Here is a 14,133-nt window from a genome sequence, read left to right as displayed (position 1 = left end):
GCAGGACGCGCCCGTCGGCGCTCGGCGGCTGAACATCAGCGAGAGGAACGAACACCTGATGGACCTCAGCACCCTCGGCACCGAGACCCGCAACGACAAGACCAGCGACCTCGACCGGATGTCTCCCACCGAGTTGCTTCTCGCGATGAACGACGAGGACCGCTCGGTCGCGGACGCCGTTCGTCGGGCCGTGCCGGACATCGCCGCCGCCGTCGACGTCATCGTGGCCTCGCTCCGCCAGGGCGGACGGCTGATCTACGTCGGCGCGGGCACCAGCGGCCGGATCGGCATGCTCGACGCCGTCGAGATCCCACCCACCTTCGGTACGACGCCCGACCGGGTCGTCGGTCTGCTCGCCGGCGGGGCACGAGCCTTCGGCGTCGCCGTCGAGGGCGCCGAGGACGACCCGAACCGCGCCGTCGCCGACCTCGACGCGGTAGGCCTGACCGCCCGCGACACGGTGGTCGGGCTCGCCGCCAGCGGCCGTACCCCGTACGTGGTCGGCGGGTTGGATCACGCCCGCGCGCGCGGCGCGGCGACCGTCTCCGTGGCCTGCAACACCGACGCCGTGATCAGCCGGCACGCCGACGTCGCCATCGAGGTGCCGACCGGCCCCGAGGTGCTCACCGGCTCCACCCGACTCAAGGCCGGCACCGCCGAGAAGCTCGTCTGCAACATGCTCTCGACCGCCGCGATGGCCCGGCTCGGCAAGGTCTACGGCAACCTCATGGTGGACATGAACGCCACCAACGCCAAGCTCGTCGACCGGGCACGCCGGATCGTCGCCGAGGCCGCCGACACCGACCTCGACACGGCCGAGCGGGCGCTCGCGGCGGCGCACGGGCACGCCAAGACGGCAATCGTGCTGCTGCTGGCCCACTGCACCGCCGAGGAGGCCGCCGCCCGGCTGCGCGCCGCCGACGACGACGTCCGGGCGGCCGTCGCGGCCTGACCACAAGGCGTCGCCAGTCGACGCTGCGGTGCTCCGGTAAGTCAGCGGTTGACGTAGGCGGCCAGGCCGCCGAGCTCCTCGCTCGCGATGAACACCGACCGCACGTTGAGGATGGCCTCCTCGACGTGGGACTCACAGCCCCACGCCGCATCACCCCACGAGTCGGCGATCTTGACCTTCGCCGGTGCGGCGCACCCCTGGGCGCCGCCGAGCTGGCAGTGCTCGGGATGCGGTCGGGCGGCCTGTGCGGCCGCCGCGGCGCGCATCCGGTCGGCGAGTTCCGCCGCCGCGGCGGCGCGCTGCTCTGCCTCGGCGCGCAGCTGCCGCTCGGCGCGTACCGCCTTGGCCAGCTCCTCGTGCGCGGCCTTGGCGCGGGCTTCGGCGGCGACCTTCGCCTGCTCGACGTGGTGGCGTTCGATGGCCAGGGCCGCGGTGTCGGCGAAGACCCGGGCCAGGGCGAGGTCGGTGTCCTGCGGGACGCGCGGGGTGCGGTGGTACATGGCGAAGGTGCCCAACAGGCTGCCGTCGCGGGCCAGGACCGGCATCGACCAGCAGGCGGCGAGCCCGGCCCGCTCGGCCAGGTCGCGGAAGTCGTCCCAGAACGGGTCGGTGGCGATGTCGGTGACGATCACCGGTTCGCGCCGGTGCGCGGCGGTGCCGCACGAGCCGACACCCTCGCCGGTGGCGATCCCGTCGATGGCCTGGTTGTAGAACTCGGGCAGGCTCGGTGCCGCGCCGTGACGCAGGTGCCGGCCGTCCGGATCGGCGAGCAGCACGGAGACGAGCACCTGCTCCGGCGCCAGATTCTCGATGCAGCGGGCCATCCCGTCGAGCACCTCGGCCAAAGGCGCCTGGCGGGCGATCTGCTCCAGCATGGCGCGGTGCTCGACCATGAGCCGCTGGGCGTGCTTGACCTGTGTGGTCTCCACACCGATCACGCGGATCCCCGTCACGGTGCCACTGGCGTCACGGCGGGGCTCGTAGGTGAAGTCGAAGAACACCTCCCGCGCCTGCGGGCCGGTCCCCAGCACGATCCGGGCGTCCCGACCGGTGTAGGGCTCACCCGTGCGGTAGACCTCGTCCAGCAGGGCGACGAAACCCTGACCGGCCAACTCCGGCATCAGTTCGGAGAGCGGGACCCCGGTACGCGCCCGATCCTCACCGATGGTGGCGAAGAACGCCGGGTTCGCCGTCTCCACCACGTGCGTGGGCCCCACGAGCGACGCGAAAACGGCGATGGACTGCCCGAACAGCGCCCGCAGGTCCTCCTCGGCCGACTCCCCGGCACTCACCGCAGTCGACCGCTGGTCCGATACCGCCGTCATGCCGTGGTCGCCCCTCTCACGTACGACTTCGTCGGATGGCTCATGGTTCGCCGCCCGCTGACCGTCGCCAGAGTACGGGGGAGACCGCGACGCCGCCGTGCAGCGTACCGATGGCTGTCGTACCGGGGCGGTGGCGGCTCAGCCGCTCTCGTCCACGAATTTGTAGTAGCTCATCCGGAAGCGTTGCAGCAGGGCGCGCATGAAGTCGGGGCCGGCCTCCGGCGGCACCCGCTCCGCGCCGACCGGCACACCGTTGTCGTAGAAGTCCTGTGCGAGCGCACCCCACTCGGGGTCGAGGATGGTCAGCGACACCGCCTGGCCCGGCTGCCAACGGAACTCGGCCACCCGCCGGTTCGTGTGCTGGGCGAACGTGTACAGCGCCACGCGAGTCGCCGCCTGCTCGGTCATGCCTGCCTGCTCGGTCATGCCTGCCTCCTGGTTCACCACGGCTCCTTCGCTCACCACGGGCTCGGCGGACGGAACGCGTTCCACGCCTCGCCCGTGATCGTGCCTCGGCTGCGGATCTCGTTGAAACGGTCCATCGCACCGGACAGCGCCTGCTCGCTCAGGCCGGTGCCGCGCAGCCGGTCGGCCAGCACGGCCGGGTCGGTGGCCTGGATCCGGGCCATCGTGTCCGGACTGAGCGGCTGGTTCATCTGCTGCGCAACGAAGTCCGACCGCAGCGACTCGCCGTTCGACTCCGGGAACGAGTAGCCGTGATCGATGGCGACCAGGCGGCCGTCCGGGCCGGTCAGGTAGTTACCCATGTGCCGGTCGGTGTTGCCGCTGACGTAGTCGAGCACCGCCATCCGCTCGCGCTCCGCGACGGGATAGTCGCTGGCGGGACGACCAGGGCTCGCGTTCTCCACGAACTCCTGCATCGACCCGGCCCCGTGCGGACCGTCCCACCGTGCCGTCGTGGGCACCAGGCCGAAGCCCAGATCCTCGTCCAGGCGCGAGGCGGCGACCTCCCGGGCGGCCAGTTGATTCTCCGGGATGGTGGAGCGCACCTGGACGAACTCGTTCTCCGGCACATTCGGCTTGTAGACACCGTGCGTGCCGTCGGTGAACGTCACGTCGTACGCGTCGTTGACGTGCCCACCGGGGTCGAGCTCGGTCATGCTGTGCACCTCCCTGCCGAGCAGCCGCAACTCGGCCTCGCTCGCATGATCGGGCACCAGCGGATCGGCTGTGGACCCGGGCTCCGCCGCGTCGGACCCGTCGGTGTCCGGTGGATCGTCGGCGCCGTGCGCCGTACCGCCGTCGTGCGGTGGCCCGGCGTCGTGCGGTGGCCCTCCGGCCGGCCCGGGCGGGCCGCCGTGCGCCGGGCCGCCGCCGGCCGGTCCCGGCCCGTGGCCCGCACCGGCCGGCCCGGGCCCGTCCTGCCAGGCCCACGGCGGCGCCTGCCCACCCCCGCCCGCGGGATCGGTGTAACCCCGCGCGCCCGGGCCGGGAGCCGGCATGTCGGAAGGACTCGACCCGCCCGGGGTACGCCGCAGACCGCGCAGCGCCGTACGCAGGGTGTCGAGCAGTTCGCCGAGCTTGGACAGGATCGGCCGGAGCCGGCTGACGCTGCGGGCCAGCGCCGTGAGCAGCCCGGCGACCTTGGCGGCCCACTTGGCGACCAGCGTGGAGACCTGCGCCGCGACCAGTGGGGTGGCCGCTCCCAGGGTCAGCCCGGCCTCGGCGAGCCACTCCCACAGCCGGACGGCGAGGACCGAGACGAAGTCGGCGATCAGGTCCCGGACCAACTCCCGGACCAGCGCCACCAGCAGGCCCGCGCCCTCGACGACGGTGCCGATCAGCCCGGTGGCGTCCGCCAGGCCGGCGAGGTGGCGCACGTGCTGGTCGCTGTAACGGCGGTACGCCTCGGACGCGGGGCCCGTCCAGGTGGCGATCTCGGTGCGTACCGCCTCGGACAGGGCGGTGACCTGACCGGTGACCTGCCGCGAGACGTTGTGCCACGTCTGCGCGTACGCGGTGATCTGGTCCGGGTCGCCGGCCAGCCAGTCGAGGGCGTCGGAGAGCGGCTTGACGTGCTCGATGAGCCAGGCGACCCCCCACGAGACGATCGACCCGATCGGGTCGACGCAGGTCGCCAGCACCTCCATCGACGTACCGAAACCGCCGATTGTCGTGTCGATCCAGGACCCGCTCTCGATGCCGTGGCGCAGGTCCACCAGGCTCTCGACGAGGCCGACGCCGCTGTACGCGGCGGTGGTGTCCTGCCGGGCGGCGATCAGCGGGTTCGCCACGTCGGTGCTCATCGGTGCATCCGCCCGAGGGCAGCGGAGATCGTCCCGTCCGTCTGGTGGTAGGCGTCCACCGTCCCGTCGAGCGCCCCGGCCGCGCTGTGCAACGCCTCCTGCGCCGCGGCGAGCGCCTCCACCGCCGGCCCCTGCAGGAAGTCCAACAGGAAGGGGATCGCCTGGCAGACGGGCAGATGCCCGTACGCGCCGGCGCCCATCCGCACGTACGCCCCCGCGTCGTGCGCGGTGCCGATCGCCTCGGCGATCCGGTCGACGGAGCGGGCGTGCCCGGTCACCGCCGCAGTGGTGACCTCGAACCCGGCTGCCTCAGCGCCCACGGTCACCCCAGCCGGCGTACCCCTGCTCGTCCTCCTCCTCGGGCACCTCCGGGAAGCGCCGCTCGTAGCTGCCGACGACGGCGCGGGCGGTCTCGGAGTCGGCGCCCACGGTCTCCGCCGCGGCGTCCGCGACCTGCGGGGCCAACCGCCCCTGCGCCCGGCGCATGACCGCCAGCACCTCGGCGGCGATCTCGTCCGCCCGCCACCGCGACACCCGGTCGTCGAGTCGAAGGTCGGTCATGGCGCCGGACGCGGCGACGGTCACCTGGACCGCGCCGTCCGCGCCTTCGGCGGTCGCCGACAGCGCCGCGACCCGCTCCGACAACTCCTGCGCCCGGGCGGCCCGCTCGGAGATGTCCGCCGACCAGGAGGCGACGAACCGCTCGGTCGCCGCGCCGAAGTCGCCGCTGAGAAACTGCGCCATCAGACCTCCCCGTGTGACGGCTGCCGGCCGGCCGGGATGAGCCCGTGCGGCGCGGCCAGCACACGATACGCCCTGATCCTCCGACGTGGAGTCCGCCGACGACTGTGGTCAGGGGACGGTGGCCGATCGGGGCTTCCGCGTCCGGGTCGTGGTCGGAGGCCGTTCCGGCAAGCCGGAGGTCACCGTGATCATGTATGCGACCACGATCAGCGCCCGGTTCCCGGACGACCCGGGTTTCCTCGACCCTGACCCCGGCGGTCTGACGTCCACCGCAGCCGTGGGGATCCCTGGCGACGTCGGCCGCCCGCACGGACGGCGGCCGGCCGCTCAGTTGAGCGGCCGGCCGTCGCGAATCGGGTAAGCGTCAGGTCAGCTACGAATCCACTGCTGGTTGCTGCCGCCGGTGCAGGTCCAGATCTGCACGGCGGTGCCGTTGGCGGTGCCCGCGCCGTTGACGTCGAGGCAGAGCCCCGATCCGACGCCGGTGATCGTGCCGTCGGCGTTGACCCGCCACTGCTGGCCGCTACCGCCGTTGCAGGACATGATCCGCGCGCGGCTCCCCGCGGCGGTGCCCGGCACGTCGAGGCACTTGTTGCCGTAGACGGTCAGCTGGTTGCTCGCGGTGAGCGTCCACTGCTGGTTGGCGCCGCCGTTGCAGTCCCAGATCTGCACGACCGACCCGTCGGCCTGGCTGGCCCCGTTGACGTCCAGGCACCGGTTGGAGCCCGCGCCCCGGATCGCCCCGGTCGCGCCCGGCTCACCGGAGTTGCCGACCGGCGTGATGGAGAGGTTGTCGAACTGGGCGGTGACCCCCTGACCCGTGCCGTACCCGATCTGGCCGGCGACCCAGGTCGAGTCGGAGACCGTCCCGACGGTGTTGCCGTCGATGGCCCCGGTGAGGGTGCTCCCGTTGAGCGTCAGCGACAGGGTGTGCCAGCGTCCGGTGCCCAGCGCCGAGGTGTTCCCGCTGGCCAGCGTGCGCCAGTTGCCGCTCGTGTTGTTGCTCCGGATGGACCACGCGCCACCGTCGGTCACCCGGAAGTAGTAACCGTTGAGGTTCTGCGGCCCCTGGTGGTTGTACGTGTTGGCGCGTCCGATGAGCTGCGCGTAGCCGGACTTCTCCAGCATCACGTCCGAGGAGACCGTGTAGTTGCGCCACGACAGATCACCCAACAGCGTGTACGGCTCGGCCTGACCGGACGTCCAGAAGATCGGCGTCTGCTCGGACATCTGGCGTACGCACTGGCCTGCGCGACCGCCCCCGCAGCCGGCGATCTCGAACGAGCCCTGCTGGTCCATCAGGTACTTCGCCTCGCGCCCGACGGCGTAGCTGTCGAAGGTGTCGCTGTACGGCAGCTTCAGGTTGCCCGCCGCCGGGCTGGTCGCCGTGCTCTTACCCTGCCCGGTGGTGGTGGTGATGCTGTAGACGTAGCCGGGCTGGACGGTGAGCGAGAAACGACCGCCGCTCGGCGTGATGTCGCTGCCCCTGACGAAGTGGTCGGCGGTGTTGTTCGACCGGACGTTCGTCGACCAGACGTGCACGGCGCCGGTGGACAACCCGCCGGTGACGGTGAAGTCGAGGGTCTGCGCGGAGCCGGCGTCCATCGTCTCGATGATGGTGCTGTAGTCACTGTTGTTGGTGGACTTCAGCGAGACGTAACTGCCGTTGTTGCGGTTACCGCCGAGGTAGCCGGTCGACCCGTCGAGGTAGCGCCAGCCGGGAGCGGTGAACTGCGTGGTCTGCGCCATCACCCACGTGCTCTTGCCGATCGAGTACGCACCGGACCAGGGCTGCTGGGCCACCGCAACGCCCGTGGTCGCCCAGGGGATGTTGGGCGTGATGGCGGCGATGGCGGGCCAGTTGATGTAGCCGGTCATCTTGCCGTCGATGTAGCCACGGTTGATGCCCCGGGCGAGGGCCTGCGCGCCGGCGTTGTAGTCGTCGGAGCCGTTCTCGCTGGCCCAGAGCGACTTGCCGGTGGATATCGCGTTGCTGGAGCTGGGGCAGCTGGTCTGGGCGCTGCGGTAGCCGCAGACGTAGTGGCTGCCGAAGACCTGCACGGCGTTGGCGAACGCCGGGTCGCGCAGCGATTCGTCGGCGGCGCCCCACCCGAAGTCGTCCGAGGCGACGATCTTAACGCTGCTGTAGCCGTGGGAGTTGAGGGCCGAGCGCAGGTTCTTGTACCAGGTGGCGTTGTAGCCCTTCTCGTTCCACCCGCCGAGGTAGTTGATGGTGAGTCCGTGGGTGGCCGCGCAGTCCAGCCAGGCCACCAGGTAGTCGATCGAGTCGTTGGACCAGAAGTTGCCGTTCCCGATCCAGCCGGGCGCTCCCCAGGCCAGGCCCGCCAGGGCGATGTTGGCGTTGCGCGACCGCGCCTGCTCCATCAGCCACCACTCGTAGCCCCGGTTGCAGTTGATGTTGCCCCGGGTGTGCTCGTGGCTGGGCTCCGCGCCGGAGGTCGAGTTGGTGTCCCCGCCGATCTCCGTCTTCAGCAGCTGCATGGCGGCGCCGCGGCCCGGCTTGAACAGGTAGTCCAGGATGTCACTGCGCTGAGGCTCGGGGTAGTCGATCAGCAACCTGCTGTTGCCGCCGCCGCCACTGACCGCGCCGATCCCGTCGAGCGCCCGTCCACCGGATCCGCCGTTGATGGTGATGGCGGTCGCCGCCTGGGCGGGGGAGGCGAATCCGGTGAGCACGGCTGCCGCCAGGACCACCCCTCCCAGCACCGAAGCGGTCAGCCGACGCGGAGGTCGCGTGCTTCGCCATGCCCAGCGGCGCGGCCCGCCCTCGCCAGTACTGCGCCGATGACTCCCTCTACCGAACATCTGACTCGCCTCCCCAACCGCTTCCGACCCCAGAAGCCGTACGGCAGGTGTCGAGCTGTCGTACCGCAGAAGGCCGTTAATCGAAGATCGTTAATAACTAGACGTCATATGTTAGGCACCGCATGGATCGGCGGTCAACGGGTTCGACCAACCACAAATGCCGCGATCTTGGGCGGCGGGATCACCGGGCGCCCTCGAAAGATTTGATGAATGCCGCGAGCACGCACCGGCAGGGCGGGGCCCGGGCGGGCGGGGCGGGGACGGGGGGGGGGCGGCCCCCCGGGCCCCCCTGAACTTTTTTTATGTCGCCCGCGCCCCCGCCGGGGCGGGGGGGGGCGCCTGGGGGGGCTCCGGGGGTGGTTCCGCAGCCGAGCCGGCCCCGTGGTGGGCTCAGCGATCCCGATCGGTGCGCCCCGAGGTGTTCGCCGGGTTCAGCTCCGACTCCATCGCTGGTTGGCCCCGCCGTTGCAGTCCCAGATCTGGATGCGCGTGCCGTTGGCCGTACCGTTGCCGACCACGTCCAGGCACCGGCCCGAGCCAACTCCGGTGATCGAGCCGTCGGCGTTGAGCCGCCACCGCTGGTTCGACTGGCCGTTGCAGTCCCAGATGATCACCGAGCTGCCGTTCGCGGTGGCGGCGCCGTTGACGTCGAGACACTTGCCGCCGAAGACGCGCAGCTCCTGAGCGGCGGTCGAGGTCCAGCTCTGGTTGCTCTGGCCGTGGCAGTCCCAGATGATCGCCGCCGTGCCGTTGGCCTGCGAGGCGCCGTTGACATCCAGGCACCGCCCGGAGGCCGTGTTGCGCAGGGCCGACGTGCCGCTCGGAGGCGGGGTGGTCGGAGCGCCGGTGGGTGACACGGTCGGGGTCGGCGTCGGATCGGTGCTGCCGAACTGGGTGAAGAACCGCCACACCTCGCCCTTGGTCCAGGTCCGGGCTCCGCTGTCCCCGCCGCCGTCCACCGGGCCGGGGGTGTGCCCGCCGTCGAAGGCGGCCCACACCACGGGATAGCCGGCACGGCATCCGGAGTAGGTGGTGGTGATGTGGGTCAGGCTGCCCGCTCTCGGCTCGGGCGGACTCTGTGGGGTACAGCCGTTGTTCCGCACGAACGTGTCCCGCAGGGACCGTCCGGCCGAGATGTTGAGCACCGGGTCCCCGATGCCGTGGATTCCCATGTACGCGATCGGTTGGGTGCCGCCGCCGCACCCGCTGAGCTGCCCGCCGGAGTAGACCGCGACCGCGCGGAAGACACCCGCGCGCGAACAGGCGAGCGAATAGCTCATGCCTCCGCCGTAGCTGAAGCCGAGGGCGAAGAGCTGCGTCGTGTCGACGCAGAGGTCCGCCTCGATCAGGCTGATCATGTTGTCGACGAAGGTGACGTCCTGGCCGCCGGGGTTGGCCCAGCCGTTGCCGTTGCCCTGCGGGGCCACGAAGATGGTGCTGTTGTTCGCCTGCTGCCGCAGTCCGTAGTAGGACCAGGCCGCGCCGTCCGAGCCGCCGCCGTCGACGTCGTTGGCGGTGCCGCCGTTCCAGTGGAATCCGAAGATCAACCGGTACGGGTGGTTCCGGTCGTAGTTGTCGGGGATCCTCAGGATGAAGCTGCGGTTCTGGCCGCTGCTCTGGATGGACCGTGAACCGCTGGTCAACGTGGGCGCCTTGCCGCATCCGGCGGTCGCCGCGGCCGCTGTGACGTTCGCGGTCGACGCGTTGGCGCTCAGGCCACCGGTCATTCCCGCCACGCCCACGGTCGCGACGACGAGCGCGGCCGTCGCAAGAGAACCAAGGAGGGGTCTACGTCTTGTCATGAGGGGGCTCCCGCCATTCGGCACGAACTGATTCAGGTCAGGGGGCGCGCGACGACCACCCTCGGTCACCCCGCCGACTCCGCCCGTCGTCGAGGAACGTGGAAGACGCGATCTGCCCACGACGACGGCCGGCTCATCGCCACAGGTTTCCGCCCCTGGCCTCGCCGCCCATGCGGGACCAGGTGGTCGTCGAATCGTCGGTGGCCACGTCGTTCGCCCGAACACCACACGGCCCGCCGCCGAAGGACGCCGGAGGTGTCCGGCAGGTGGCCGAACCGATTCGACCCGACGCTAGATCGCACAGTGAAATATGTCAATGCCGTGTCCGGCGGGTTGCGATTCGGTCAGCCGGGGCGTCCGCACTGCGGTGCGGGGCCACTCGTCGGTCGGCGAGGCGCCTGGCGATGCGGCGCGGCACCGGCCCCGTTGGGTCGGGAGCGAAGACGACCACGTCGGCGAGTGCGCTGGTCAGGGGCAGTCCGCGGCCGGCGATGGCCGACGGCGGTTCGCCCCTCGGCGAAATAGGGTAAGGGTGAGGTCAACGGCGTGGGGAGGCTGTAGTGGATCTAGGGTTGTCGGTCCGGCCGGGCCGCGGCTGCACCGTTCTCGAGGTGCGCGGCGAGCTGGACATGGCGACGTCCCCACAGTTGCGCGAAGGCCTGCAACGGCTGGTTGAAGCCGGGGAGCGTCTGGTGGTGGTGGACCTGGCCGAGGTGGGGTTCATGGATTCCAGCGGGCTGGGCGCGCTGGTGGTGATGTTCAAGGCGTTGCGCGAGGCCGGGGGCCGACTGTGCCTGGCCACGGTGCAGCCCGCCGTCCGCAGCGTCCTGTCGGTCACCTCGGTGGACCGGGTCATCGGCGTCTACGACGACGTGCCGGCGGCTGAGGCGGATCTCCGCCCCGCCGACGCGACCGGCCGCTAGTCACCCCAGAGAGCTGGCGCGTTCCTGGTCGGCGCCGGCGCTGGTCCGCCGGTCCTCGCTGTGCCCGCCGTGCCAGTCGACGACGAACAGGGTGGCGTCGTCAGCGAGGGTCGGCCCGCTGACCTCCAGCACGGCGTCGGCCAACGCCCGGACGGCCTCGCGGGGGTGCAGACCGGCGATCGACCGCAGCATGGATGGCAGATCCAGGCTGGCCGCGTTGCGCTCGCGCACCCCGTCGGTGACCACCACCAGACGGTCGCCGGGGCGCAGCGTGACCTCGCCGGCGCTGTACGTGGCCTCGGTGAACATTCCCAGCGGGAAGTTGCCCGGCAGGGACAACGCCCGGGTGTCCCCGTTGCGTACCAGCATCGGCGGGACGTGCCCGGCGTTGAGCAGCGTGCACACCCCGGTGCGCAGGTCGAGACGGCCCAGTAGCGCGGTGACGAAACTGCCGGGCACGGCTGTGTGCCCGGCCACGTCGGCGTTCGCGGCCTCGGCCTGCTCCACCAGGCTCACCCCGCGACGTCGACCGTTGCGCAGACTGCCCACCCCCAGAGTGGCCGTCAGCGCGCTGGCCACCCCGTGGCCCATCGCGTCGGTGACGCTGAAGTGCAGCACGTCGCGGGCGAGGCTGTAGTCGAAGGTGTCCCCGCCGACGCTCGCGGCGGGCTCCAGCCAACCGGACAGGGTGAACGCGCTGGCCTCACACGTGAACGAGCCGGGCAGCAGGCGGCGTTGGATCTCTCCCGACAGGGTGAACGGGGTCGTGCGTTGCCCCCACTCGAAAAGGTCGGTGTGCCGCCGGTTGGCGATCACCACGAACGCCAGCACGTGCGCCGTGCGGCCGATCTCCTCCAGCTCCCGTGAATCCGGCTCCCTCGGCAGGACCATCTCGAGCAGGCCGATCGCCTCACCACGGTCGGTCACCGGTGCCAACACCGTCCAACCATCGGGCTGCCCGAAGACCCGCACCGTCTGGCTCCGCAACGCCTGCTCCACGGGGCCGCTGTCGAACGGCAGGACCGTGGCGAACTCAGCGCCGTCCCGGCGTCCGCCACCGGCGTCGGCCCCGGCGAACGGCACATGGGCCAACCGGACCAGCGCCCGGCCGCTGAGGTCGGCGATCAGAAACGCGACGCTACGTGCTCCCAGCGCCGCACCGAGTTCCCGGGTGACCGCCTCGACCGCGTCGACAGGCGAGGCGTTCTCCGCCGCATCCAACATGTGAGCCATTATCTGGCTCCGACTGCTCTCCACCATCCGAGCCTACGAGAGGCCCGAGCTGCCGCGCACAGGCGGCGAAGGTCCGCGCTGAGCCGAGACGTCACGACCGGTGATCGCACAACTACTTTTTTCGGCGTGCAACTTCCCGGGCGACCGGCTCCGTTCTACCTCCGTCACGAGGAGGCAGTGGACTTGAGAGCCGAAGACGAGCAGGCGTTCCGCGAGTTCGTGACGTCCGAGATGGCGTCGCTGCGCAAGCTGGCGTACGTGACCTGCGGCGACTGGCACACGGCGGAGGACGCAGTGGCCAACGCGTTGGTCAAGCTCTACCCCCGCTGGCGCAAGCTGGACCGACCCGATCTCTACGTCAAGACGATGGTCTATCGGGCAGCGGTCGACGAGACCCGCCGGCCCTGGCGGCGCGAGCGGGCGGCCGGCGACGCCATGCCGGACGTCGCCCTGCGGGACCCGACCGGTGCGACCGACGAGCGGATGCGCCTGCGGGCGGCGCTCGACGCCGTACCGCCCCGACAGCGGGCCGCGGTCGTGCTCCGGCACTACCTGGGTCTGAGCCTGGAGGACACGGCCGGCGTCCTCGACTGCACGGTCGGCACCGCCAAGAGCCAGGTCTCCCGGGGCCTGGCGAAGCTGCGCGTGTCACTGGCCGCCGAACGCATCAATCTCACCGGAAAGCCGATCGAGGAGTGGACAAATGCAGTTGCATGAGTTCGTGGACGCCGTGACGGGCGAGGAGCCACCGATGGCCCGCACCGCGGACGACATCATCGCGGCAGGGCGGCGGGCCGAGCGGCGTCGCCGGGCCGGGTTCGCGTCGGCCGGCGCGGCCGGTCTCGTCGTGGTCGCGGTCGCGGGCGCGTTCGCGCTGCCCACCCTGGGCGCCGAGCGGAACACGCCGGCCCCGGTCGGCGCGGCGACGTCCAAGCTCGCCGCGGCCACGTGGTCCGACGCCGCGCCGTTCACCTTCACCTTCCAGGGGTACGACGCCGGCACCCTGCACGTGCAGGACCCGATCGTCGCGTCCACCGCCTACCAGATCGCCTCCGTCTACTCCGACGGTCACACCTCGAACGACAAGCCCCTCACGGAGGAAGAGGCCGCGGCGCTGGGCGGCGCCACCGAGCAGGACAAGAAGAAGGCCGCCGGGGGAAAGCCGAGCCTGTGGGCGTACCTGACCGTCTACCGGCCGGGCGTCTTCGACCCCGCGAAGATCAAGGACGGCACGGACGTCACAGTTGCCGGGCGCAGGGCCGTGCAGGCGCTGCTGCCGGTCGGCCTCGACCCGCGGAACGATGCCGACGCAGGCAACAAGCTGTTCGCCTGGGAGTACGCCGACAACGCCTGGGCGGCTGTCACGTCGATCTCCAGCGACGAGGCCACGCCGAGCTTCGAGAATCTGGGCGGCCTGGTCGAAGGTCTGAAGCCCACCAAGCCGACGCCGGCTCTGGTGCCGTTCACTCTGGGCTACGTGCCGGGCGGCTACGCGCCGTTGCAGATCGGCAGCCACGCGATGCCCGGCCTCAGCGGCATCGCCGCGGCCCGTGCCGGTGACTACGGCGGCGCGACGTACACCAGGCCAGCCGCGCCCACGACGGGCCTTTCCGCGCCGTACGACACCGTGGAGGGCGCCATCAAGGACGGGTTCCACATCTTCGTCACGCCGAGCACCAGCTCGAACCAGTCGCCGGAGCCCGGCGCGACGACGTGCCACAACGTGTCCGATCAGCGCGGCCAGGACGCCGGCACCGGAGACGGCGGCTTCTGCAACGTCTGGAGCGCCGACGGGAAGGTCGTCGTCCAGGTGAGCACCAGTGGCCTCGGCAACGGCCTGCCCCGGGCGGAATTGGAGAAGATCGCCAAGGGCATCACGGTCGCCGACGTCGGGAACGAGTCGACCTGGACCTCGGCCGCGGACGCTCTGCAGCCGTAACGATCAGCCTCTGACCGACCGCGCACCACCACGGCGGTGATCGCACAGACAGGTGCGGTCACCGCCGTCGCGCGTTCGGGGGTCGTCAGCGACAGCGGGCCGGCCAGCCGCCGACCGCGTCC

Annotated in this window: 12 protein-coding genes; 4 read left to right on the top strand and 8 right to left on the bottom strand. The window is 71.3% G+C overall.

Going from position 1 to position 14,133, the window contains the following annotated elements; translation table 11 throughout:
• The first annotated feature begins 58 nt into the window (after window positions 1–58).
• Complete coding sequence (murQ, locus tag AB0B97_RS05195) at window positions 59–952, top strand: N-acetylmuramic acid 6-phosphate etherase (RefSeq protein WP_234586562.1); 894 nt, start codon at window positions 59–61, stop codon at window positions 950–952.
• Between the two features lie 41 nt (window positions 953–993).
• Here the strand turns inward: murQ and AB0B97_RS05190 are convergent, their stop codons facing one another.
• From AB0B97_RS05190 to AB0B97_RS05160, 7 genes are all read right to left on the bottom strand, one after another.
• A complete protein-coding gene (locus AB0B97_RS05190) occupies window positions 994–2,277 on the bottom strand; it encodes a GAF domain-containing protein (RefSeq protein WP_357490800.1) in 1,284 nt (427 codons plus the stop codon).
• 138 nt (window positions 2,278–2,415) lie between these two features.
• Complete coding sequence (locus tag AB0B97_RS05185) at window positions 2,416–2,703, bottom strand: hypothetical protein (protein ID WP_234586555.1); 288 nt, start codon at window positions 2,701–2,703, stop codon at window positions 2,416–2,418.
• Window positions 2,704–2,735: 32 nt separating this feature from the next.
• Complete coding sequence (locus AB0B97_RS05180; RefSeq protein WP_357490798.1) at window positions 2,736–4,544, bottom strand: hypothetical protein; 1,809 nt, start codon at window positions 4,542–4,544, stop codon at window positions 2,736–2,738.
• Complete coding sequence (locus AB0B97_RS05175; RefSeq protein WP_234584290.1) at window positions 4,541–4,870, bottom strand: hypothetical protein; 330 nt, start codon at window positions 4,868–4,870, stop codon at window positions 4,541–4,543. Before AB0B97_RS05175 ends, AB0B97_RS05180 begins: the two co-directional genes overlap by 4 nt.
• Entirely contained in the window at window positions 4,854–5,288 is a 435-nt protein-coding gene (locus AB0B97_RS05170) for a YbaB/EbfC family nucleoid-associated protein (protein WP_357490795.1), read from the bottom strand. Before AB0B97_RS05170 ends, AB0B97_RS05175 begins: the two co-directional genes overlap by 17 nt.
• A gap of 369 nt (window positions 5,289–5,657) precedes the next feature.
• The gene (locus AB0B97_RS05165) at window positions 5,658–8,114 is read right to left on the bottom strand and encodes a ricin-type beta-trefoil lectin domain protein (RefSeq protein ID WP_357490793.1); all 2,457 of its coding nucleotides are present in this window, start codon (window positions 8,112–8,114) and stop codon (window positions 5,658–5,660) included.
• A gap of 431 nt (window positions 8,115–8,545) precedes the next feature.
• The gene (locus AB0B97_RS05160; RefSeq protein ID WP_357490791.1) at window positions 8,546–9,916 is read right to left on the bottom strand and encodes a lectin; all 1,371 of its coding nucleotides are present in this window, start codon (window positions 9,914–9,916) and stop codon (window positions 8,546–8,548) included.
• Between the two features lie 560 nt (window positions 9,917–10,476).
• On the opposite strand from AB0B97_RS05160, the gene AB0B97_RS05155 reads away from it, so the two are divergent.
• Window positions 10,477–10,839, top strand: coding sequence for an STAS domain-containing protein (locus AB0B97_RS05155; RefSeq protein WP_357490789.1), 363 nt, complete (start codon window positions 10,477–10,479; stop codon window positions 10,837–10,839).
• On the opposite strand, the gene AB0B97_RS05150 is transcribed toward AB0B97_RS05155, so the two are convergent.
• Window positions 10,840–12,063 (bottom strand): PP2C family protein-serine/threonine phosphatase, encoded by a 1,224-nt coding sequence (locus AB0B97_RS05150; RefSeq protein ID WP_357490787.1) that lies wholly within the window; start codon window positions 12,061–12,063, stop codon window positions 10,840–10,842.
• A gap of 192 nt (window positions 12,064–12,255) precedes the next feature.
• Between AB0B97_RS05150 and AB0B97_RS05145 the strand changes: the two genes are divergently transcribed.
• Together AB0B97_RS05145 and AB0B97_RS05140 are read left to right on the top strand one after the other, a co-directional pair.
• Window positions 12,256–12,789, top strand: coding sequence for a SigE family RNA polymerase sigma factor (locus AB0B97_RS05145; protein WP_234584297.1), 534 nt, complete (start codon window positions 12,256–12,258; stop codon window positions 12,787–12,789).
• Window positions 12,776–14,011, top strand: coding sequence for a hypothetical protein (locus AB0B97_RS05140; protein ID WP_357490785.1), 1,236 nt, complete (start codon window positions 12,776–12,778; stop codon window positions 14,009–14,011). The genes AB0B97_RS05145 and AB0B97_RS05140 overlap by 14 nt, the downstream gene beginning before the upstream one ends.
• The last annotated feature ends 122 nt before the right edge of the window (window positions 14,012–14,133 follow it).

The sequence above is a fragment of the Micromonospora sp. NPDC049004 genome (assembly GCF_040649315.1).
GTDB lineage: Bacteria > Actinomycetota > Actinomycetes > Mycobacteriales > Micromonosporaceae > Micromonospora.
This window is presented reverse-complemented; position numbering and strand designations above follow the sequence as displayed.